Origin of the sequence: Pseudoalteromonas sp. C2R02 (assembly GCF_018860845.1) — a bacterium.
Taxonomy (GTDB): Bacteria; Pseudomonadota; Gammaproteobacteria; order Enterobacterales; family Alteromonadaceae; genus Pseudoalteromonas.
Window position 1 is genome coordinate 24,808 of the sequence record NZ_JAHKQC010000042.1, and the last position, 22,946, is coordinate 47,753.

Here is a 22,946-nt window from a genome sequence, read left to right on the forward strand (position 1 = left end):
AATTACAAGTCTAAAGATTTTAAATATTCACTATAACTTGAACTACCTAACTCTTGCACAACATTTAATAATTCATCTCTATTAAGCCAGCCTTGCCTATAAGCAATCTCTTCTAAGCAAGCTATTTTAAGTCCCTGCCTTTGTTCTATCGTATGTACAAATTGCCCTGCTTCTAATAAACTGTCATGGGTACCTGTATCAAGCCAAGTAAAACCACGTCCAAATATTTCAACATTAAGCTCCCCTCTTGCAAGATATGATTTATTAATATCTGTGATTTCTAATTCGCCTCTTTCAGATGGAGTTAAGTTTTTAGCGATATTTATTACTTTGTTGTCATAAAAGTATAACCCTGTAACAGCATAAGAACTTTTTGCATTTAATGGTTTTTCTTCAATAGAAATAACTTTTTTATCGTCATTAAACTCTACGACACCAAAGCGTTCAGGATCTTTTACTTGGTATCCAAATATGGTTGCCCCAACTTTATTTTTCATTACAGATTTAAGTTTCGCTAAAAAACCCTGCCCATAAAACAAATTATCGCCTAGAACTAATGCAACATGATCTTGTCCAATAAAATGCTCGCCAATAATAAATGCTTCAGCTATTCCATTAGGCTCATTTTGTACTTCATAACTCAAATTAATTCCGTAACGACTTCCATTTCCCAATAAACTTTTAAAACTACTTAATGAGCATGATGTAGTAATAATTAATATCTCTCTAATACCAGATAACATTAACACTGATAAAGGGTAAAAGATCATCGGCTTATCGTAAACAGGTAGTAATTGCTTAGAAACCCCCTTTGTTATAGGGTACAATCGCGAGCCTTTACCACCGGCAAGTACTATTCCTTTATATTTCATATTATTCCTCTAGGTTTTAACACTTTCGCACCACTGTAGGTTTTTTAAATACCAATCTACTGTTTTTTCTAGCCCTACATCTAAAGTATTTTCAGCTTGCCAACCAAGCCTTCTTCTCAATTTACCATTATCAACAGCATAGCGTTTATCATGTCCAGGCCTATCTTTAACAAATGTAATAAGCTCTTTATAACTTGATAATTCACCATTGTTTATTGGCTTTAAATTGTCTAAAATCTCACAAATTTGATTAACAATAGATATATTACTCATTTCACTTTCCCCACCTATATTATAGGTTTCTCCAGTCTGCCCTTTACAAGCCACAACATAAAGCGCTCTAACATGATCCTCAACATATAACCAATCACGTATTTGTTGACCATTTCCGTAAAGTGGTATTGGGTGACCCTGTAGTGCATTAGAGATTACTAACGGAATTAATTTATCTGGTAATTGATATGGCCCATAATTATTTGAACAATTAGTAATCAAAATTGGCAACCCATAAGTACGATTCCACGCCCGAACAAAATGATCTGAGCTTGCTTTAGAGGCTGAATAGGGGGAACTTGGAGCATAAGCAGTTTGTTCAGTAAAGGCTGGTTCCTCTGGAGTTAAGTCTCCATATACCTCATCGGTAGAGACATGATGAAAGCGCCATAGTTTTTTGGCTAACTCAGGTAATGTATGATAAAACTCTGTTGCGCATTCCAGAAGTACAGCTGTTCCTAACACGTTAGTTTTAATAAACTCACTAGGAGTTAGTATTGATCTATCCACATGCGATTCAGCTGCTAAATGAAAAACAAGTTGCGGCTTATATTTATTAAAAAGTTCACGCACTACATTTTTATTACAGATGTCACATTTTTCAAAAAAGTAATTAGGATCTTCTTCGACACTTGAGAGTTTATTCCCCTTAGCTGCATATGTTAATTTATCTATATTTACAACTAAATAATTTTCTGATTCAAGCAGAAACCGAATTAAAGTAGAGCCAATAAAACCTGAGCCCCCTGTAACAAATATTACTTTTTTCATTTATTTTTATTGACTCTCTTTAATATTATTCTCATTATTAAAATATATTTTGTTTTGCTTTGTTAGAAGATTAATACAGTAGTCAGTAATTTAAGCTAGAGTATTACCGATATATTTTTTTTAAACTCAGAAGTTGAAAACTTTTTCGCCCTTAAAATACATTGCATTTTCATAGATAAACACATGTTATCATTAAGTATATTTACTTTTTCTATAACATCTTTGACTGTGGGATTTTCGGGGCACAAAAAGCCAGTGACACCATCTATTATAGTTTCCTTAATTCCACCTTCATTTACTCCTATCACAGGTTTGCCAGCAGCCATTGACTCCACCGGAGACATGCCAAAATCTTCATTATAAGGTATATAAATAGTGGCTATACACTTACTCACAAGCTCCTTAATCTGATTCTCGTTTAGCCAACCTGTAAACTCTATATTTTTTGCTTTACTTTTTTGTACCTTTAACTTCAAACTTGAAGCTAAACTACCACCAGAGGTGATTTTCAATTTTTTGTCAGGCATTTTTATAAAGGCATCAATTATTAAATCGATTCGTTTATAATTTTCTAATCTGGCCGTTGATAAATAATAACCTTCATTTTCATTGAAGTAGTATTCATCTACAGCACATGGAGGGTATACAACTATAGAATCAATATTTAAATATTGCTTCAAGCGTTTCTGTACATTAACTGAATTTGCAATAACAACATCCATTTTTTTTATTGATTTTTCATATAACTTTAAGTAAAAAAATTTTTGTAAAGCCATTCCGCATCGCTGAACTTTTGAACTATTACTCTTGTAGTAATCTGCTAAGTCATAAAAATGTCTTGGAGGCGTATGACAATAATAAATATTTTTATCAGCCTTAAGATGCTTTATAGCAAGTAAAGAATACAAGCCGCTATATAAATTTACTATGTCACCAGTGGTTTTAGGCGCATTATCTTTTTTATAATGATAAAATCGCCAAGGTGTTAAGAAATGGGCAAACATTCTAGGTGGTGATTTTTTGGATATTAAAGAGATATTATTCGATAGTTCTTCTGTAAGCTCTAAATTACAGTGGTCTACAACACCTTTAGTGCTATTAGATAGCTCTAAAGATTCAAAAAACACTTTTTCAGCTCCGCCATTAACCATCAAAAAATCATAATATACTGTTAGGTTCATTTAATGCGCATACTTATTATTAGTTATTATTTCTCTCCTGATACCACTGTAGCAGCAGATCGAGCATATGGTTTTGCGCAAAGTTTAGCATCAGCCGGACACCAAGTCACTGTTTTAACTTCGGCTCCTGAAAGTAACTTTTCAGCCGATTTTAATGTAGTAAATATCCCTAATAAGTTTTTTGTCTTAATTAAAAAATTCTTCTCATTTTTTTCAGAAGAAGTACAAACTAATAAAGGTACAACAAAATCTCAAACTACCAGCTTTTTTAGTGGTATTATTAATAGGTTTAACCAATTTAGAAAGTCTAAAGGTATTTTATTTTTAGGTCGAATGCCTGATTTAGCTGATTTTTGGTATTTATCTGCTTTTAATTGGATAAAGCAACAACCAAAGTGGGACGTTGTTATGGCAAGTTATGCGCCCTATAGCAATTTATTATTAGCATTAAAAACCAAAAAACAAAACTTAGCAAATTACTTTATTGCTGACTTTAGAGACCCTTGGATTGATCATCATTTATTTTCTGGCTTACCGCTGATATCAATGATGGAACTAAGGCTTTTTAAAAAAATCTGTAATAATACAGATCACATTACAACTGCCACACCTACTTTATCGAAGCTAATAAATAAACAAAGTGGACAGCACTGTATTACCATTTTAAATGGTGCTGTAGTATTAAAAAGTAGCGCCCCTTCCTTACCTTTCTCTTTACCAAGTGATGAACTACTAATTATTCATACAGGGTCTATTTATACTCATATGCAATCGATTGACCCCTTCTTTACAGCACTCAAGGACCTTAAGGCAACTCACACTTTTAAAGTTTGCTTTGCAGGTAATGAAAAGGAGCATATACAAAGTTTAATTTCTAAATACCAGTTAGAGAATCATGTTTATCACTTAGGGTTTTTAAATAAAAGTAACTGCCGACACTTAATAGAAATAGCAGATATTTGCTTAAGTTTCGATCTCAACAATCAAAGCTTTCCCGGTATAATACCTGTAAAATTAATTGAATATATGGCACATAATAAAAACATCTTATTTTGTTATGAGCATATAGATTCTGATGCTGCCAGCATGTTAGAAAAATACAATAACAAAGAAACAACCCCATACAATACAAGAGATCTTACACGTGCATTAAATAGACTATACCAAACTTCCTCATTAACCACCAAAAACATGCAATACTTTAGAGATTATCAAAACATTGATTTAGTTGATTTAATATCTAATTTAAATAAGAACACAAAAAATGAAAACTCTCCTCGTAGTAAATAGTCTACTAAAATATTGCCCCAGAGCATCTCGTCAATTGGACATTTTAAAAACTAAACATGAAGTTTGCGTACTTTCAACTGATTTGAATTTAAATGGGGCAACAAGTCATTACCAACTTCAATCATCTTTAGGTAAACATAAATTTATTAAATTTTTTTTATTGTTTTTAAAACAATATTCAAAGTACTTAAATTTAGCATTTACATTACCTGATGAATTAAAAGGTGAGAAATTTGATAAAGTCATTTGTTATGACTTAATTTTATTACCAATCTTGATTAGTCAAATAGATACCAAACAATGGAGTGTAGATCTAAGAGAATATTACCCTAAACAGTTTGAAAATAGCATTGTGTGGAAACTGACGTTTGGACGATTATTTAATTACTTATGCAAAAGCCAACTACAAAGTATAGATGAGCTTACAACTGTTTCAGAAGGGTTATCTACGTTATATACTAATGGCTATGGTGTTAAGCCTAAAGTAAGATATAGCTTGCCAATTTATCACGACCTCAATCCAAGTACCCCCAATATAAACCATATAAAATTAGTTCATCATGGAGTCAGTAACCCAAATAGAAAATTAGAGTTAATGATTGAGGCTACAAAGCTTTTACCAAAATATTATTCATTAACTCTCTATATAGTTAATAATAATGAGAAATACTATGGTTTTTTAAAAAGCATCATCAAAGATCATGACAATATAATCCTAAAAGCGCCTTTAACTTTTGAAGAGATAATTCCTACTCTAAATAAATATGATATAGGGCTTTTTTGCCCAGAAAAAACAACTGAAAATTTAAATTATGCGATGCCCAATAAATTATTTGAATTTATTCAAGCCAGGATAGCCATTGTTGTTACACCTTTAAAGGAATGTTCTAATTTTGTTCTCTCCCAAAATTGCGGAAAATGCAGTTCAAGCTTTGTAGCTAGTGACATTTCACATACAATAAAAAGCATTAACCACAATGACTTAAAAAAATATAAAAGCTATTCAGATAGAATAGCAAAAGTCTACAGCCTAAAACACAACAAGGAAAAATAATGTGCGGATTAAGCGGCGTCATTTTAAAAGTTCCAGATAGAATACGTATAACTCAATATATCGAAGAGATGAATAATAAAATTGAGCATAGGGGGCCTGATGGACAGGGTGTTTACTATAATCAGAATATTGGCTTTGGACACCGACGTTTATCTATCATAGATCTAGGAACACAAAGCAACCAGCCCATGCACTATAACTCTCATACAATTATATTTAATGGTGAGATCTATAATTTTAAACAACTTAGGCAAGAACTAAAACTCCTCGGATACTGTTTTCAAACTAATTCCGACACAGAAGTGCTATTAACAGCCTATGTTGAATGGGGTGATGAATGTATATCGAAATTAAATGGAATGTGGGCATTTGCAATTCATAATAGAGAAACAAATAAAGTTTTTATCAGTCGAGATCGGTTTGGGATAAAACCTTTATACTTTATGATTAATAGCAGTAATGAATTCTTTTTTGCTTCAGAACCTAAACAATTATATACAAATAGCCTAAAAAAAGTAAATACTGACACTTTAAATTTGTACCTGTTAAATAATAAGGAAGAAACAACTGAAGAAACATTCTTCGAAGGAATAAAAAAACTCCCTGCAGGCCATAACCTGACTCTTGACACCAATACACTGCAATATTCTGTAGCTAAATATTATGATTTAGAATCTGCGGAATCTAATAGTAACTTTGATACGGTATTCACTTCATCAATTGATTTGCAACTCACCTCTGATGTCCCCTTAGGACTATTTTTAAGTGGTGGAATAGATAGTTCCCTAATCGCATTTTATGCATCAAAAAGAAGCCATCAATCTTTAAAAGCGATACATGGTCGTTCAATTCAAAAGGAGTGGGATGAGAGTAAATACGCAAATATTGTAGCTAACAAATGTGACATACCATTATTTGAAACAGCACCAACAGAGAATGATTTTCATGATCTAGTTGAGAGTACTATTTATCAGCTTGATGAGCCATTTGGTTCGGCGTCTATTTTAATGCAAAATAATGTTATGAGAAAAGCAGCTGAACAAGGGTGTAAAGTTATGCTAGATGGGCAAGGTGCTGACGAAGTGTTTCTTGGATATGAAAATACATTCATAGTTTATTTTATGAACTTAATGAAACAAAAGCGTTCAGCCAAAATTGCATATGAGTTCCTAAGACTTAAAAACCACAAAGTAAAACGTAAAGCGCTATATAACCGATTAAAAACTTACAATGACAAACAAATATCTAATTTTGATATAAATAAATATATCAGAAATAACTTAATAGCGAATAATATCCCAAAGTTACTAAAATATGCAGACAGAAATAGCATGGCAAACTCTATAGAAGTTAGACTGCCATTTCTTGATCATAGAGTAGTTGAACATGGAATAAGCTTACCAGTTGATCAACGTATAAAGCATGGCTACTTAAAATATCACTTGCGGAAAAACTTAGTCGGTAAACTTCCTAATAGTATTGTATGGCGAACAAATAAGTTTGGTTTTGAAGCCCCCGAAAAAAATTGGCTTGAACCTAATAGAAACCTGATTATCAACGAGATTAATAATAATGATTATCTTGCAGAACTAGTAAAACAACACAATCCTAATTTTGACAATTTAAAAACACTCTGGAAGTATTACAATGTCGCAAAGTGGCAAACAGCTTTTTCACTCTCTATATAGGTTTTAAGAAATGTTCACTTTTGATAGAAGATTTATGTTGCTCTGGGGCGGACTAATTATTGCCATCTTACTAGAGCACGTACTACTTACTAATGTATACAAAAAAGACTCTTCATTGAAACGATTTTTATCTAAACCCACTAATACAGAAAAAACTGATTTAGTGTATTTTATTTTTTATTACTTTCTGTGGAAAGGGGTTATTAAAAATGTAACTTTATTATTTACCTTACCCGGCATTGCTTATTTAGCGATTAAGGAAGCGAATAAACTCATCGACTTTGATGGCATATTTGGTGGGCTAGTAATCAGCAACTACTCACTTTCTGTAATTGTATGGCTAGTATTAATTGATATTAATTCATACCTTCATCATTGGTTAATGCATAAAGTACCTGCACTATGGCACTTTCACAAAGTACATCATTCCGCAGTTAATATGAACATTATCACAGGGATTCGTCTTTCAATAGCTGAGCGTGCATTTTATTATTTAATTACCATAGGTATAAGCACTTTATTACTTGGATTACCAAACCCTAAAGTCATATTTACAGTGCTATTTATCAGGCAGTTTATTGACTTATTACAACATTCAGACTTACCTTGGGATTATGGCTGGTTAGGCTATATCATTGCAAGCCCTCGGTTTCACAGATTGCACCACTCTAGTGATCCTAAAGACTTTGATAAAAATTATGGCAATATTTTTTCTCTTATGGATTATATATTCGGAACAGTATCCAAGAGGTACATTAAAAATTCAGCTATCGCCGATATTGTTCCTTTAGGGCTATCAACACAAAAAGAAACATCTAAATATAATATTTGGTGGGTGAGTTTATATAAGGACACATTACTAGAATCCATTATTAACTTGATCAGTAAAAGGTATTAATTAAACGAATGAGCCCACCTTATGATAATAACATTAGATTAGCAATTCTCATAAGGTGATTATCTAAACTTTTAAATAGAAGTAATTACTTTATATAATATTTTGATAATAACTCTAATGCTAACCCGAGCTCTGATTCGGTTACTGAACCGTATGATAACCTATAGAAACTACTGTAATAAGTACCAAATGCATCTCCTGGTATTAATGAAATTTTATCATTTTTTAACACATCCATACAAAAGGCTTGTGCTGAACTATACCCTTCAGGAATTTTAATAAATGTATAAAAAGCACCTTCAGGTTCAGTCATACATATATCATATTGCCCTTTAAATTGAGTCAATAATCGACTTTGCTTCTCCAAATTATCCTTCACTGCTATATTAAACTTTAAAACATCATCTGGGTTACTCAAAAAATCAGCACATGCTTCTTGAGCAAACTCCTGGCCACAAACATTAGTATATTGATGGTATTTAATCATTTCTTTCATCAGCTCACTTGAAGCCATTAAATACCCTAAACGAAAGCCTGTCATACCAAAGTTTTTAGAAAAACCGTTTATATACAAAACCCTGCCCTTATCATAACAAGAACTTAATAATGATTTTTTATGTTTGAAATTTAAATTTTCATATATTTCATCTAAAATAATTAAAATATTATTTTCTACACAGATCTGATATAGTAGCTCAAACTCTTCATGACTATATACTGAACCAGTTGGGTTACAGGGAGAGTTCAAAATAAGGATTTTAGTTTTATCTGTAATATTTTTTTTAAGCTTTTCTGGTGTAAGCTTAAAATTCTCATTACTAGTAGTTTCAACTTCTACATAGGACTTATCAAATAACTTAAAACAAGCGATATAATGAGGCCATGCTGGAGTTGGAATAATAAATTCTTCTCCATCATTCAGTAATGAGTATATTGCCGTTGCAACAGCTTCACTTGCCCCATTTGTGATAATTATTTCATTTGAAGGGTTAAAGTCTAAATTAGATTTACTTTTTACAGAATCGACTAATTCATTGCGTAACCTAGCTACCCCCCAATTTGAAGAGTAATTATATTTACCTTCAGAAAGATACTTATTTACATTCTTAATAATTTCTTTAGGTGCTTTAAAATTAGGGCTACCGATATCAAGTCTAATAACACTTTCACCAGAGTTTTCAAGTTTTAAAACCTCTTCAAAAATACTTCTAATTGGTGAAAAAGGAGCTGACTTTAAATTTCTATTAACTAACGCTGCTAAATCTGACATTCGTAACCCTTAATATATTTTATGCTCTATTATTTTTAAGCTAACCTATTTAAACACAACTCTTTAATATTTACATTATTTGACAAGTATCAAACATAAATTTATTACTTTTGAGAGTTCGGCTGTTATGTATTATCATACTAATTAAATTAAATTAACATTTAGAGTACTTATGGACTATACATCTAAACTCATTTCTTATTTACAAAAACACAAATTCTCAACTACAGAGATTGCTGATAGTCTAGGTAAAACAGGAGAAATACCTAGTCTGTTATCTATCACAGGTGATCAATATATAGTTGGCAAGGCGCGTTGCCTGTTTACTGCAAATGGAACAAATTATTATTTACATGAACAAATTCCCAACATAGAGGAAGGTGAAATTGCACTCGTCTTTACCAAACATTGTGAAGGCATGGCCATTTTTGGTGATATAGTTGCAAAATACATCCTTGAAATAAAAAAAGCGGCGGGGATAGTTACCCAAGGAGCCATGCGGGATATAGACGAAATTAGAGACAGAAAATATCCAATTTGGAGTATAGGACAAACTCCTATAGGTTGTATTAATAAACCTACCATGCCTTACCCTTATGAAGAGAAAAATACTTTACTACATAAATATGATGGCTGTATTTTAGTTTGTGATGATTGTGGCGTTGTGGCTATCCCTAAAGAATATCATAACCAGGAAATGTTATATCGGTTAACGGCTATGAAAGCTCAGGAAGAAGTCTGGAACTATTGCCTCGATGAACTAAAGTGGGATACTGTTCAAACAATCTGTAATAAAGAATACCTAAAACACCCTGAACTTTTACCACAAAAATATCAAGATAAATTGGAGCTACTACAAACAAACTTTGCCACAGAACCAAAAAAAACGATTGAGCAATAAAGCAAACTAGCATACTCCTGACTTCTTGTTCAGGAGTTTATTAGTTTTCAATTAAACCACCAGCTAAATATTTTTGTAATGGTCAACTCAACTTGGAGACTTCTTTAGGCACTTTTTAGTAATTTCATTTCATATTCTGCTGGTGAGATATTTCCTAACTTATAATGGCGGCGCTTTTGATTATAAAATGGTTCTATATAATCAATAATATCAGCTATTGCTTCACTCCTCGTTTGATAACGACGATATTTAACTCGCTCAGATTTTAAACTGCGGAAAAACCTTTCTGTAACAGCATTATCCAAACAATTTCCTCGGCGGCTCATACTCGCTTTGATACCATATTCATTTAGTGTTTCTTGAAATGCTTCACTCGTATATTGAACTCCTTGATCACTATGGAATATAACGTCATCATCTGGTTGTCGTTTATTTACTGCTAAGCGTATTGCTCTTGTTGTTAACTCACTATTTGGTTTATCTGAAAACGCCCAACTAATTACTTTACGCGAGCATAAATCCATAATCACAGCTAAATACAGCCAGCCTTGTTGAGTTCGGATATAGGTAATATCACCTGACCAAAGCGTATTTAGTTGCTCTGGGTTAAATTGACTATTCAAGTGATTTGGTGCGATAACTGATGCTTTACCACCTGATGGATAACGATGTTTCTTAGGTCGTTTAGCTACAAGGTCTAATCGCTTCATTGCTGTTCTAACTTTATGAATACCTAGTCTAAAACCCATAGCCTGAAGCTCTATTAGCATTCTGCGTTTGCCATAAGTTGCATCCATATCAACATGAACTTGCTTCATGGCCGCTTCAAGTTTTACTTGTTCAGCGTTTATAACTTTAGGTTTTGAGCGATAGTAAAATGTACTTACCGAAATCGATAAGCACCGACAAATTTGCTGAACTTTATTTCCAGCCTTTTTCAACATAACTGCTACTTGCTGCCGTTGTTCATTTGAATAGCGAAAAAGGCTGACGCTTTTTTTAATAGTTGATTATCAATTTTTAACTGCTTAACTTGCTTTTCTAATTCCTGAATACGTATTTGTTCAGGAGATAAAGCACTCGCTTTTGGTGTGATACCTTGTTGTTCTTTTTTATACTGACTGATCCAACGCTGAATGGATGATAATCCTACGCCCATAGCTACTGCGGCATCTTTATGTTTATAACCATGAACAATTACTAGTTCCGTACATTCACGTTTAAATTCTGCTGATAATATTTTCTTTGGCATTTTTGACCTCGATATTTTAGATAATAATACCTCTAACGAAGTCTCTAGTTAAATTGCACCGTTACACAAATCACATTTAGAAAGAAACTATACTCAACAATGGAGGAATTACAGCAAGATCTGGACGAATTACTACAACAATGATAGAACGCATCAAGGAAAAGTGTGCTGCGGACGAACTCCGTTAGAAACTTTACTTGATGGTAAATCGATTTTGGCTGAAAAAACTTAGCTCAAATTTAATCTGACAGACACCATATTAAAATGGGTAACTGTCAGATCAAGTCTGAGCTACTACACATAATGCTATATTAGAACACCAAACGGTTATTATATTACATCAATACTTCAAGTCTCTGCTTTGCCTTTTTATGAGACTTTTTAGCTGCCATTTTATAGTAACTGATCGCTTTAGTGATATTAACCGAACCCAGTTTGCCACTTTCATAAATATACCCTAAATAAGCACTGGCATTTCTAAGGCCACGCTTTGCAGCCTTTTCATAATATGGCAGTGCTTTTTCTAATGAAGGCTCACCTAATCGACCCAACTCAATTGCAATTGCTTTATACAAAATAGCATTACCAAATCCTTTCTCTATACCTACATCCAACCAAGTCTTTAACTTATCGACCGGGAGATGGTACTTTATACCTGACAGTGCTAATTGTGTTGCTATCAACATGCTTTTAATATGACCTTTCTCTGCTAATTGCTTAGCGACAGAAAAGACCGAATCAAACCTTTTCTTATTCGATCTTTGTGATCTAAGCAAATAAATGTAGCGGTAACCAATATCAATATCTTTTGTCCTTTCATAGGCATTCTTATAATGTAATATCGCTTTGTTTACATCAGGTGAATTTAATAGTTTATCATCATGTGCTTTAGCTATCACATAACTGGCTAACCAGTGCCCTTTCTCAGCGGAACTTGTCAGGCTGGGTAATAAAGCATCGAATAACTTCTGATCTCTTACTTTAAAATTAAGCCAACAGTGAGCAATTTTTAACTGCGATTCCGAAGAAGCCGATGAGATCAGCTCATTTGTTCCGATCCGAACTGATTCTTTCTCAATTTGAGAACAACCTAAAACTAACCACTTAAATCGCTCTTTTCCACTCAGATCTAAAGTACTCAGTTTCTCCCTTAATTCTTGAGCTCTAAGTTTATCCTTGTCAAATCGATTTCCTTTCCTATAGACATCTTCTAAAAACATAATAGCCTGAACTTCATCTTGTTCAGCTGCCTGCTCTAAAAGCCATAGCACTCTAGAAATGGATCCAGAATTAGGAAATTCATTATAATAAAGCCCAAGGGCTAAATCCGTCATAGCAGCAACATTGCCCTGAGAGACCTTAGCTTCTAAATCTACATACCGCTGCAAACGAGCTTCATATTTGCTGGCAGCAAGGATATTAGCTGAACACAACCCCATAAAAAAAAATAATATAACGCTCGTATACTTTACTGATAATTTTAAAGAAAAATCAAACATTTTAATAACCAAGTTAAACATTTATTTAATTAAATACTTAATCGTATTTTCCACAATTTTTGACGCTCTCGGTTCCTGGGCATCAATCGCACCAAACCATCCTATAGAACCAAAGTGGATAACCTTACCACCTATTTCTGGTTTAGTTTCCGCGATCATCGCTGAGTGCAGAATTCGCCACTTTTTACGCCCTCGAAAAGCAGGGAAGTACTTATCAACAACAAACCCCGTACCAAGCACTTTCATATCTTCAGGAAATCCGTGCCACCATGTACGATCGACTTCACCATCACCCCTTAAAGGAGCAGTATCCATTTCAATATCTAATAGTAAAGTATTTTTTCCAAACCAATCTCCTTTAGTCAGCCCTGTGCCATCAAAAATAGGATGTGCTGAAGCAACTTTTATTTGCCTATTTTGTCGATACTCTGTTTTAGTTAATCCTCTAGACAAAGCCTCTTCAATGGACAGTACTCGTCCAACAGGCATACCACCCACATAATACGTGAGTCCTAATTCATTCTGGGACTCGCGATCTATTTTTTTATTAAACCAATAACCTGAGTTGTTAAATTCTTTATTGGAAACTGGCGCATTGCCTTTTTTAACCAATAGACGATCACCGATCACATTGATTTTCCACCAGGATACATTGCCTGAAAATACAGCTATACTTTTATCTCGAGATAAAACACCATCAATAAAGTCCCGCATTTCTGATGACATATACTCGTCATGAGATGTTAAGATCAATAAATCAAGTTTATTTTTAAGCTCAGGATGATTATGTAAATCTGCATTAGTCAAATGCAGGGGAGTCATCCCCAATTCCTGTATTTTTCGTGCAAATGGAACGGTTCCCCGATAGCTGTGATAATCATTCTGAATCGTCGCTTTTAAAGGCCGTAATAAACTCACTTCATGTTGTCCGTGCTTTACACCTAATGTATAAAAAGACGCGCCACCGATAGAGTTATAGGCTTGCCATGTATAGGTAGGATGCACTACAGCAATCGTACCTTTTTTAACCATCCCCAAATCTGGTTGTTTGATAAAAAAGAGTTCATCAGAAACAAAATCACCTTTATATTTTAATAAAACTACATAAGCACCATCTTTTAATTTATCGGCAGGAAGACTCAAACTGTGTTGAAAATCACAGCCTTTATCACCCCGATTCGATAAGCATTTTTTATATTCAACAGTTGAAGGTTTCTTTAAATCCACATCAGCGACCAAGTTTTCAGTTGTTGCGTCAAATATCACATAACCATCAAATTGATTGGCTTTGGATTTTTTACTGGACAATAAAAACTGCACATCTTGTTTCTGACCAATTGATATTTTTACTGGATAACCATGAATCTTTCGTGACCAGGAGCTATACGATTTTGAAAGTTCCTTGGTAACTCCAATATCATTATCCTTTTGAACTTCTCCCTTAGGGAAATAAAGCCCGCTACCTCGCTGCAAGCCCTCAGCAAAGCCCATAGGATCAAACAATGCTTCCACTGTTTCCTTGTTTGATTTAGTTGTTTTACTTGTATTTTTTAGCACTGATGTGGTATTTACAGGAACCGCTGAAATTAAAACATTAGATTCAGATTTTATTTGCCTTTCAAATATTCGAGAAATATCTTCAAACTTAAGCACCATTAAAGTGCTTACCAAAGAAACGTAAGTTATCGTTAATCCTGTCGCTATCCACCTATAGATGAGATTAGTTTCTACAATTTTTTGTATCGAAACCGGCGTTTTACCTACCAATAGACCATAATATTGAACAATGACAATACCAATACCGTGTAACAGACCTAAAGCTAAAAATTCCCACCCGTTTCCATGCCAAACCCCAATAAGTGCAAAAGTTATCATTGTGGCTATAGGTAATAAGTGACGAGGAGAAATGAAACGAATGTTTCGTACCAGAGTCATTGAAAGTGGGTTGAAAAAAACATCCCTCATGTAATGACCTAAGGTAATGTGCCAGCGATTCCAAAACTCGGACAAATTTCTCGCTGTAAATGGTGAATCAAAATTCTCTTTTACTTTTATTTTCATGATCCCAGCGGCACCAATACCAATATCGTTTAAACCAGAAAAATTAAAATATAAATAAAAGAAGAAGAATAATGCAGCTGCAAAAAAATCTAGTAAATTATGGTATGCACCGTCTGACAGCAGATCAAAGAAACCAAGCTGCTTAAATAAACTTCCGATGACAACCAGCTTCAATGTACCAATGATCAATCGGGTAAATGACCTAAACAATGGTGTTCTGTCTCTATTTGGCTCATTTAGAGAAGTTTCATAAAAATTATAGGGATTGATCGGACCAACTAAAAACGTAGGCGTAAAAAAAGCAAACCCGAGATAACTTTGTAAATTCGGTGTATCTACACGTCCTGAATCTATTTCATATAGAAGGTAACTCAGTCGGAAGGCCATATATGATACACCGATCAGGGGTAGCCAATGCTCTATTTTAAAAGTCACTAACCAGATCAAAGGCAATGCAAAAGCAAGCCAATGCAACCAACGTTTAGATTCATCTTTTGCAAAATATAGAGCGACCCAAAAGGCAATTACAAGAGCAAGATAAACACCATAGGTGATCAGTGAATCAATACTATACCCAAAAAAGATTAAATAAGTGACTACAATATTTAATACTGCAAATAATAGTTTTTTGGCTAATTCGGGTAAAAAAGAGACTATTCCCCAACCAATAATGATATAGGCTAAACCAATTAATAGATAATTATCTGAAATCACTTAAAAATCCTTATACACAGCGCTAACATCCAGTGACAAAGGTCCTATGTACTGGAATAAAACAATTAGCATGACTGAGATCACCACAGCCAAAATTTTTGATGCCTTTTTCATAGGTTATACCTTTTTCTTTTTTTCCACATAATTTGCCAGCACGGGTGCTAAACTTTGTGAAATCAACTTTGCACCATTTTGATTTGGGTGTGTGACATTATAGAAGTGCGCATTAATATACGACTGCTCTTTATTCGGTAACATCGCTTCGATTGGAATACCAATCACATCGATAGCGGGAGAGAAAAGTGGCTTTCTTACATATAGAATTTGCTTTTCTTTATCAGGCCGTGGTAATTTTAAATATACAAGTTCTACATTAAACTCTGCACACAGCATTTTTATTTTGTTCATGAAATAAGCTTCAAAGTCGTTATACTTACGACTCTTTATTACCTTGAAATAATCGGTATCAACACCTGAAAATACTGCTGCTTTGATGTTGATATTCGCTGTAGAGTTTATAAGCGACTCAAATTTTTCATGTTTTTTCTTTCCAGGCGCTTTAAAGCCACGTTTGTAAACTAAAGAACCATTATTTTGATTAAGATTACGATCATTCATTTTATCTTTGGGTTTAGACGCTAAGGTCCATAATAACCTCGGTGCGATCAGTAAATTCTCTGAATAAACCTGCAACTTCATTTTGAATGGGAGAGACCAGAAGGTATGAAAGTCGTCCTTAATATTCCAAATGTACTTGGCGGCTGGATGAGGTCGTTTACTGGCACTATTTGGTATTGAAAACACAACCTGTTTAACAGGTCTGTTTTTCAGCATATCTCTTAACTGGAGATAAAGGGCATCTTCTCCGCGCCAATTTCCACCGAGCGTGAGTGAGTTAATTTTATTCCCGGTAGCGTCGAGCCAACTCTTTTGAAATACCTTATGGTCAATACTGGTCCACATAGTCGATGAGCCCAGGAAAAGAATATCTACCGGGTCATTTTTAGCAAAGATTTCCTCTGCCTGATAATTATAATTCCCCATTCGAGCTTGAATTGATTTATATGCGTCTTCTGGCTCAATAAAATACCAGAGCCAGACCGGAGAGAATAATATAGCTAAAAATAAAAATGACGCTATAGCAGCTGATTTTCGAGCACGAAAGGCTGAAAAAATCGGCGCGTTCGGATCTACTAGCGCCACATTACTATCTGCAAGCATTAAGCTACCTTTTTCTCAATTAAGTTAACAAGATCACCTACATTATTGAGTGATGCGATCTGTGCATTTCTAAATCTGATTTTGAAATGATTTTCAACTTCGAGGATCAATTTTATATGTGCTAGAGAGTCCCATTTATTGTGATCTTTAGCGCTCATTTCATTAGTTAATACTAATTCTTTATTCTCCAATACATCTCTAAAAATGTCCTGGAGTTCAACCATTAAATTTTCCAATGGGATTTCCTATTATCTATGCTTGCTAAATTAAAAAAATGCTCAGAGGAACTATCAGGTATCGAACATTTTGCGTATTTGCTTTTTATCTATCTTTCCAGTTAAACCCTGTGGAAATTCAGAAACCAGTAATATCGATTTAGGTACCTGGAACACAGGAAGTATCTTGCCTAAATCATCTTCTATCTGTTCAACGGTGACGTTCTGCCCCTGGCGTAAGATTATCGCTGCTGCGACTTCTTCTCCGTAGTATTTATTTTCAATTCCAACAACCGAGGCTGCCTGTATATAAGGAAGCTTTGCAACTTCAGATTCAACCAGTGCCGGTGAAATATTCAAACCACCGCGAATGATTAAATCTTTTGCACGTCCAACAATGTACAATTTACCGCCATCTAAATAACCCAGATCTCCCGTTTTAAAACCGGTAGGCGTGATAGCATCTAAATCTGTTTGTTTTGCGTTTATGTAGCCTTTCATCAAAAAAGGGGTATTAACAAAAACTTCACCCTCTTGTTTTTCATCAAGAGATTGACCATTTGGATCTATTATCTCAATTTGAACCCCGGCTAATACATCGCCTTTACAATTTTCATCATACATTACCCCAGGTAACTGGCTGGTGATAAAAGTGGTTTCAGATAAAGCAAAATTCTCTCTTAATTCGAATTGAAATCGTTGCTCAAATTCAGACTTTGTTGTTTGCGATAATGGTGCCATACCCACCAGGGCTAACTTAATCTTCTGGGTAATTTCAAGGATATCATCTTCATCACGCAATGCCATCAGCATGGTCAACATAGTAGGGGAAAACCAGAGCGTATTAATATCGAAATTTTTAACGTAATCCCAAAAACCGAATACATTTGACGGCCCCAAAGGCTGATCTATTACAAATGAACCGCCAACTGACATAGGTAACAAAAATAGGTTATGGACTCCTCCAAGATAGGACATAGGCAATAAATTATAAAAGCGATTATCTTTATCTATTTTCATTGCCTTACAAAACAACTGCTCATTGCCAATTAGCCTAGATGCAGATACGTCGATCCCTTTAGGGGCAGCAGTAGAGCCTGAGGTATATATACGTAGAAACGAAAAATCATCTTCCAAATACTCAAACAGATCCAAACTTTCTTGATGCTCATGCCAAATTGACGTTAAAGATACAGATGATTTTTCATCAGCTTCCATATACTCAGGAGAAAAAACTATTGTAGATAAAGTTTGAAATAGATCATGGATGGTATCGAGTGATGCAAAAGCATTCTGGCTTACAAAACATGCTTTAGGATCTGCTGAAGCAATAATGTCTGTAATTTGAGCTGCACTGAGGTCTGCATTTATAGGTACAACCTTAACTCCAACAGTCCAGGCTGCAACAAATAACAAGGGTAACTCAAAACAGTTTTCACAGATGACAACAATTGTATCACCTTTGCAAAGTTGTAATTTTTTCAGGTAAACAGCACCTTTCAAACTGATAGATTGAAATTCGGCATAGCTGTATTCTCTACCAGAATATCTGTCAATCATTAAAGTGCGGTTTGCAAAGCGTTTAAATATCCCGCGTAACTCTTCAGCTACGTTACTAATTACTGCATTTTTCATTTTTATAACCTAATACTACCGTCTTCTAACAGTTTTTCTTGTCCAATCCAAACGGTCGGTTCCCTTAAAATAAAGTCCAGGTGAAATGCAACATCATTGGTTCCACCTATGGTCGCATTCGAGCCAATTCCAAAATGGATTGTACCAGCGCAGCCTTCATCTTCCAGCATGACACCACACAAAACAGCATTTGGATTTAGACCTATGCCAAATTCACCGATAATTCTGCTTTTAGGACCAGCGTCTTCAAATAAACGATTAACTTCGGCTTCAACTTCTTTATTTTCGCAATTAACTTTTACAACTGTACTTTTTTCAATAGTCAGAAAGATTGGTTTATCAACCACCCCTATATTGGGACAGGGTACACTACCATCTACGGCTATAATGCCTTCACCAAACCCTTCCAGTGGTGCAATATTCACTTCAGCATCTGGAGGAGAACCGAGATCACCCGGTTTTCTTACAATACCGGGGCATCTGTTTGCCGTACGCTTTTCAATTGAAAAGGTTATATCTGTGCCGGCAGGATTGGTGACCCGGACGCGAGTTGCGATATCCAGTTTATCAGCCAACTCATAGCATACTGGCTCTATTTCGGTAAAATCAGTGTGTAAAGCTGGCGATTTCAATACATTTAATGAATAATCAGGCAGGCTTAAATAACGGGTTTTTGCTGATGTTGCATCTTTCCTAGCTTTTGTATGCGCAAGAGACATAGGTGTCAAACAAAAAACTATGTCTGCGGCCATCATATTCTTAGCAACAGTTTCAGGAGGTTCTTCTCCATGAATTTTTGGTTCAGGCATACATTCGAATATGATGCTATTAGTTTTATGTTTTAGCTCGTCTAAAACCACAAGTCCCACATTCATTGTTGCCGGTGAAACAATAATTAATGCTTGTTCGCCTTGTTTCACTTCAGCACAAGTATTTACCAACACACTTGCACCTTTTTTCATTTTTTCATTCATAATATTATCTACTGTCAATATACCCGTTTACATTATACTTTTGCAATTTATTGGTTAATAATTTAGTTGTTAGCGTTAATATTTAGCAAATTTAAATACATTTTTTCTAATTTAACTTTTTGTTCTGTCCATGAATACTCTACAAGCCTACTTGCTTTCTCAGCGTTACCGGCAAACAGATAATCTTTTTTATCATACAGCATTTCGCATATTGTGCTAGCCATAACCTCTTTATTTTCAAACTCCATCAACCTGCCATTTCCAATGGATTCGATATATTTCTTAAGTTCCGGTAAATCATTTGCCAGTATTGGTATATCGGCAAAACTCAGTTCAAATAACTTATTAGGCATACAAAGCTCATAAGAAAGAGTGACTGGCTCGACAGAAATAATGCCAAGATCAGCCCCTTTAATATACTCTACAACTTTTTCATATGGAACCGGAGGCAGTATTCGCATTTTATGCTGAACATTATGCATAGCTGCGACCTTGTACATATTTTTTCTGTCTTTCTCTGAACATGGTCCGATTGTTGCAAAGAACACATCTTCTAACTGAGGCATGAGTCGAATAATATCTTCAACGCCACGTCCAACAGTTACCTTGCCGACGTATATGATAAGTCGCACATCAGCCGCTAAGTTTAAATCTTCTCTTATATTATGTATGTAGGAAGAAATGACAGGGCTATTATATAAGACCGTGACATTCTTTTTAAACGATTTTGAAAGTATGTTTGCTATTTCATTGCCAACAGTAATAATACCATCAGCCTGTTTTGCACATTTTTTTTCTAACCATCTTACAAAATTTTTCTTAATAAAGGGCAAAGGAGGGTTTCGGTGAACTTCCAATTCATGTGCATCATAAATAACTTTAACATCAGGCAATGCCTTTTTTACTTTAACTGCAGTCGGTAGACATAAAAAGTCATGTGAATGTATCAAATCCGGTCCGTAAGCGATTAAGTCATCAATAAAAATTTTTGAAAATAATTTGTATTTTATAAAAGGCATTAGTTTAACTGCAATAACTTTGGCTAAAAACATACTAAAAAAAGTACAACCCTTTAGTGGCCATGAGTTTAATGCCAGATCTACTGGTTTCCATTCATTTCTTTTAAAGGAAATACCGTTTAAAACTTCAAATGCGGGAATATTTAGCCCCGTAATACCAAACACTCTAACTTCATATCCTAGTTCACGGGCAGCATACGCCATTTTAAGGACTCTAGCATCTGAATTACAAGGATTAGATACTAACACAGCTATTTTCTTATTCATTTTCAAACACCGTTAATGCTTTATCTTTTTCCATTTGCAAACCTGCGATTTTAATTATTGTTTTTGCTTTTATTATTCTCAAAATAAATAGTACTATCATTAATAAAACCAATGCTAATACTATTAACGGGATATTTTCTACAAGGTAAGGTTTTGATGCTACAAGAGACATAAAATCATTAACTGCTGCAAGATCTAAAGTGATAAATAAAGAAATTATTAAACCCAGAAAAACACAAGCACCCACACCTTTAACCATCAGAATAAATTTATCTAATGTATTGGAAATACTGACCTTCAGGGTTAATTCAGACAGTAAAGTTCTATTATGATTAATAAATAACTCAGTGTCTTCACTACAAACCTTTTCAGGAAACATCTTGCGAGTTTCATTTTCCATAAAAGTAAATTCACATTCATTACTGTAAACCATTTCACTACTGCAATCAGTTAGTATTACATTCCGAAAAATACTCTCTAAAAACGTTAATCTCTGCATATTTGAATTTGAGAATGTAACATCAGTCAGTCTGCATTTAGTGAATGCCAGATCTTTCAACTCTGTACTAACAAAACTAATATGCTTCATATTAAAAAAATCATATTCACACTTTATAATGGAAGCAGTAGAATAATCAATGTTTTCTAACACTCCACCTTCAAATCTACAATTAATTAGCTTCGAGCTTTTAAAACTGCAGTTTATTATCTTCGCATATTGAAAAAAAGAATTACTGAACATTGCATAATCGAATAAACAATCTTTAAAGTAAGCTCTCCTAAGAGTCACATTTCTAAAAACAACCCCTGAAAAGTCTACTTTTTCAAAAGTCATATCAGAAAGATCATCATTTACAAATTCTGCAGGTTCACCTGATTTATGATCTGTTTTCAACCATTCTTGATGTTTTTTTAATTTATTTACGAAATTTTCATCCACTTTTATTCATTCCTTCAGTCAATTTCAGACTAATAAATACTTGATATAGATCTTCAAAATTCTCTCTCATTAAAAAGTATGTCGAAAGAGAGCTCCCGATAGTTGATATTTGTGTAACTGTTATAAGAGATAAAAATAATATAATTATATTCTCTTTCAAAATTTGAAAGAAATCATTAGGGCCAATAACCACAACTGAAAAAATAGAAAACACTATAATGACAAAAAACACAGATGCGGTTGAGAATAACCGATTAAACTCAATCGATAACATTCTATTGAGGAAGCCCGATTTATAGTCAGATATTGCATCATTAATACAGTTTAAATCATTACCAGTATTATTTACATGGAACGTGAATACTCGTGCTCGCTTAAGATTTACCCGATTAAACTCTCGACCTAATTCCTCACCTTTTTTCAGCATGATAATTTGCAAACTAATAAAAACGATAAAAGCAACACATAAAATGAGAACAAATACCGGTATCAGAATATATAAATAGATGATTACTGCAATTATCATCAATAAGGGTGATAAACATGTCAGCAGAGCTCTAAAACCCCTTAACATACAAGGTACATCAGTTTTCAACGCCTTTAAAAGGCTAGTGCTAGTTTCCGCATTCAGCATATCCTTCTTGGCAATTATTATGTTATAGAGTTTAACTTCATACATGACAGAAAATTTTAATATCGTTTTCTTTCCTTGAAACTGCATAATTTCTTGTAATATAAAAAACAACATCACAGCACACGCCCAGATCACGTTTTTCATAACCTCTGTCACCTCACTATCACCTAACCATTGATTAACACTATCGTAACCTGTGATAGTGCTAATCAATAAAAAAGTAGAAAGTAAAGATAAAACTATATAACAAAGCAATGCATAAAATTTTGTTTTGTAGTAAATTGACTTTTTTAAAAAAAATAAAGTGCTATTCATTT

General features: G+C 34.0%; 20 protein-coding genes and 1 pseudogene. 6 read left to right on the forward strand and 15 right to left on the reverse strand.

What is annotated here, in order from left to right:
• Positions 1-2: 2 nt before the first annotated feature.
• From rfbA to KO527_RS20505, 3 genes are all read right to left on the reverse strand, one after another.
• A complete protein-coding gene (gene rfbA / locus KO527_RS20495; RefSeq protein ID WP_216042123.1) occupies positions 3-872 on the reverse strand; it encodes a glucose-1-phosphate thymidylyltransferase RfbA in 870 nt (289 codons plus the stop codon).
• A 9-nt stretch (positions 873-881) separates the two neighbouring features.
• The gene (gene rfbB, locus KO527_RS20500; protein WP_216042124.1) at positions 882-1,916 is read right to left on the reverse strand and encodes a dTDP-glucose 4,6-dehydratase; all 1,035 of its coding nucleotides are present in this window, start codon (positions 1,914-1,916) and stop codon (positions 882-884) included.
• A gap of 95 nt (positions 1,917-2,011) precedes the next feature.
• The gene (locus KO527_RS20505; RefSeq protein ID WP_216042125.1) at positions 2,012-3,097 is read right to left on the reverse strand and encodes a glycosyltransferase; all 1,086 of its coding nucleotides are present in this window, start codon (positions 3,095-3,097) and stop codon (positions 2,012-2,014) included.
• Between the two features lie 3 nt (positions 3,098-3,100).
• On the opposite strand from KO527_RS20505, the gene KO527_RS20510 reads away from it, so the two are divergent.
• Genes KO527_RS20510 through KO527_RS20525 form a run of 4 tightly spaced genes read left to right on the forward strand, consistent with a single transcriptional unit; the run spans position 3,101 to position 8,027 of the window.
• A complete protein-coding gene (locus tag KO527_RS20510) occupies positions 3,101-4,387 on the forward strand; it encodes a glycosyltransferase (protein ID WP_216042126.1) in 1,287 nt (428 codons plus the stop codon).
• Positions 4,362-5,441, forward strand: coding sequence for a hypothetical protein (locus KO527_RS20515; RefSeq protein WP_216042127.1), 1,080 nt, complete (start codon positions 4,362-4,364; stop codon positions 5,439-5,441). Before KO527_RS20510 ends, KO527_RS20515 begins: the two co-directional genes overlap by 26 nt.
• The gene (gene asnB / locus KO527_RS20520; RefSeq protein WP_216042128.1) at positions 5,441-7,129 is read left to right on the forward strand and encodes an asparagine synthase (glutamine-hydrolyzing); all 1,689 of its coding nucleotides are present in this window, start codon (positions 5,441-5,443) and stop codon (positions 7,127-7,129) included. Before KO527_RS20515 ends, asnB begins: the two co-directional genes overlap by 1 nt.
• 10 nt (positions 7,130-7,139) lie before the next feature.
• A complete protein-coding gene (locus KO527_RS20525) occupies positions 7,140-8,027 on the forward strand; it encodes a sterol desaturase family protein (protein WP_216042129.1) in 888 nt (295 codons plus the stop codon).
• A gap of 85 nt (positions 8,028-8,112) precedes the next feature.
• On the opposite strand, the gene KO527_RS20530 is transcribed toward KO527_RS20525, so the two are convergent.
• Positions 8,113-9,297, reverse strand: a complete 1,185-nt coding sequence (locus KO527_RS20530) for a pyridoxal phosphate-dependent aminotransferase (protein ID WP_216042130.1) — start codon at positions 9,295-9,297, stop codon at positions 8,113-8,115.
• 172 nt (positions 9,298-9,469) lie between these two features.
• Here KO527_RS20530 and KO527_RS20535 point away from each other — a divergent pair, with 172 nt between their 5' ends.
• A complete protein-coding gene (locus KO527_RS20535; RefSeq protein WP_216042131.1) occupies positions 9,470-10,198 on the forward strand; it encodes an RraA family protein in 729 nt (242 codons plus the stop codon).
• Between the two features lie 104 nt (positions 10,199-10,302).
• Here the strand turns inward: KO527_RS20535 and KO527_RS20540 are convergent, their stop codons facing one another.
• Positions 10,303-11,142 (reverse strand): IS3 family transposase, encoded by an 840-nt coding sequence (locus KO527_RS20540; protein WP_252733934.1) that lies wholly within the window; start codon positions 11,140-11,142, stop codon positions 10,303-10,305.
• Positions 11,143-11,147: 5 nt separating this feature from the next.
• Entirely contained in the window at positions 11,148-11,450 is a 303-nt protein-coding gene (locus tag KO527_RS20545) for a transposase (protein ID WP_216042132.1), read from the reverse strand.
• A 66-nt stretch (positions 11,451-11,516) separates the two neighbouring features.
• Here KO527_RS20545 and KO527_RS20550 point away from each other — a divergent pair.
• Positions 11,517-11,682, forward strand: a pseudogene (locus KO527_RS20550) (IS481 family transposase); the annotation flags it as partial.
• A 103-nt stretch (positions 11,683-11,785) separates the two neighbouring features.
• Here the strand turns inward: KO527_RS20550 and KO527_RS20555 are convergent.
• The 9 genes from KO527_RS20555 to KO527_RS20595 all read right to left on the reverse strand — a co-directional run bounded on the left by KO527_RS20555 (position 11,786) and on the right by KO527_RS20595 (position 22,944).
• Positions 11,786-12,949, reverse strand: coding sequence for an SEL1-like repeat protein (locus KO527_RS20555; protein WP_216042133.1), 1,164 nt, complete (start codon positions 12,947-12,949; stop codon positions 11,786-11,788).
• A 21-nt stretch (positions 12,950-12,970) separates the two neighbouring features.
• The gene (locus KO527_RS20560) at positions 12,971-15,724 is read right to left on the reverse strand and encodes a N,N-dimethylformamidase beta subunit family domain-containing protein (protein ID WP_216042134.1); all 2,754 of its coding nucleotides are present in this window, start codon (positions 15,722-15,724) and stop codon (positions 12,971-12,973) included.
• Positions 15,725-15,841: 117 nt separating this feature from the next.
• Positions 15,842-16,945, reverse strand: coding sequence for a hypothetical protein (locus KO527_RS20565; protein ID WP_216042135.1), 1,104 nt, complete (start codon positions 16,943-16,945; stop codon positions 15,842-15,844).
• Positions 16,945-17,169, reverse strand: a complete 225-nt coding sequence (locus KO527_RS20570; protein ID WP_216042136.1) for an acyl carrier protein — start codon at positions 17,167-17,169, stop codon at positions 16,945-16,947. The genes KO527_RS20565 and KO527_RS20570 overlap by 1 nt, the downstream gene beginning before the upstream one ends.
• A 66-nt stretch (positions 17,170-17,235) precedes the next feature.
• Entirely contained in the window at positions 17,236-18,795 is a 1,560-nt protein-coding gene (locus KO527_RS20575) for a class I adenylate-forming enzyme family protein (protein WP_216042137.1), read from the reverse strand.
• Positions 18,796-18,797: 2 nt separating this feature from the next.
• Complete coding sequence (locus KO527_RS20580; RefSeq protein ID WP_216042138.1) at positions 18,798-19,769, reverse strand: hypothetical protein; 972 nt, start codon at positions 19,767-19,769, stop codon at positions 18,798-18,800.
• A 62-nt stretch (positions 19,770-19,831) separates the two neighbouring features.
• Positions 19,832-21,055: a glycosyltransferase gene (locus tag KO527_RS20585; RefSeq protein WP_216042139.1), complete on the reverse strand. Its 1,224-nt coding sequence runs from the start codon at positions 21,053-21,055 to the stop codon at positions 19,832-19,834.
• Positions 21,048-21,995, reverse strand: a complete 948-nt coding sequence (locus KO527_RS20590) for a pentapeptide repeat-containing protein (protein WP_216042140.1) — start codon at positions 21,993-21,995, stop codon at positions 21,048-21,050. The genes KO527_RS20585 and KO527_RS20590 overlap by 8 nt, the downstream gene beginning before the upstream one ends.
• On the reverse strand, positions 21,988-22,944 hold the full coding sequence (locus tag KO527_RS20595) for a hypothetical protein (RefSeq protein ID WP_216042141.1): 957 nt from the start codon (positions 22,942-22,944) through the stop codon (positions 21,988-21,990). The genes KO527_RS20590 and KO527_RS20595 overlap by 8 nt, the downstream gene beginning before the upstream one ends.
• Positions 22,945-22,946: the final 2 nt, after the last annotated feature.

Bases quoted from the DNA above. Each gene is read 5' to 3' on its own strand.
- KO527_RS20595 (WP_216042141.1), bottom strand. From the start codon at position 22,944: ATGAATAGCACTTTATTTTTTTTAAAAAAGTCAATTTACTACAAAACA.
- KO527_RS20530 (WP_216042130.1), bottom strand. From the start codon at position 9,297: ATGTCAGATTTAGCAGCGTTAGTTAATAGAAATTTAAAGTCAGCTCCT.
- KO527_RS20545 (WP_216042132.1), bottom strand. From the start codon at position 11,450: ATGCCAAAGAAAATATTATCAGCAGAATTTAAACGTGAATGTACGGAA.
- KO527_RS20580 (WP_216042138.1), bottom strand. From the start codon at position 19,769: ATGAATGAAAAAATGAAAAAAGGTGCAAGTGTGTTGGTAAATACTTGT.
- KO527_RS20565 (WP_216042135.1), bottom strand. From the start codon at position 16,945: ATGCTTGCAGATAGTAATGTGGCGCTAGTAGATCCGAACGCGCCGATT.
- KO527_RS20510 (WP_216042126.1), top strand. From the start codon at position 3,101: ATGCGCATACTTATTATTAGTTATTATTTCTCTCCTGATACCACTGTA.
- KO527_RS20525 (WP_216042129.1), top strand. From the start codon at position 7,140: ATGTTCACTTTTGATAGAAGATTTATGTTGCTCTGGGGCGGACTAATT.
- KO527_RS20540 (WP_252733934.1), bottom strand. From the start codon at position 11,142: ATGTTGAAAAAGGCTGGAAATAAAGTTCAGCAAATTTGTCGGTGCTTA.
- KO527_RS20535 (WP_216042131.1), top strand. From the start codon at position 9,470: ATGGACTATACATCTAAACTCATTTCTTATTTACAAAAACACAAATTC.
- KO527_RS20505 (WP_216042125.1), bottom strand. From the start codon at position 3,097: ATGAACCTAACAGTATATTATGATTTTTTGATGGTTAATGGCGGAGCT.
- rfbB (WP_216042124.1), bottom strand. From the start codon at position 1,916: ATGAAAAAAGTAATATTTGTTACAGGGGGCTCAGGTTTTATTGGCTCT.
- KO527_RS20585 (WP_216042139.1), bottom strand. From the start codon at position 21,055: ATGAATAAGAAAATAGCTGTGTTAGTATCTAATCCTTGTAATTCAGAT.
- rfbA (WP_216042123.1), bottom strand. From the start codon at position 872: ATGAAATATAAAGGAATAGTACTTGCCGGTGGTAAAGGCTCGCGATTG.
- asnB (WP_216042128.1), top strand. From the start codon at position 5,441: ATGTGCGGATTAAGCGGCGTCATTTTAAAAGTTCCAGATAGAATACGT.
- KO527_RS20575 (WP_216042137.1), bottom strand. From the start codon at position 18,795: ATGAAAAATGCAGTAATTAGTAACGTAGCTGAAGAGTTACGCGGGATA.
- KO527_RS20515 (WP_216042127.1), top strand. From the start codon at position 4,362: ATGAAAACTCTCCTCGTAGTAAATAGTCTACTAAAATATTGCCCCAGA.
- KO527_RS20570 (WP_216042136.1), bottom strand. From the start codon at position 17,169: ATGGTTGAACTCCAGGACATTTTTAGAGATGTATTGGAGAATAAAGAA.
- KO527_RS20555 (WP_216042133.1), bottom strand. From the start codon at position 12,949: ATGTTTGATTTTTCTTTAAAATTATCAGTAAAGTATACGAGCGTTATA.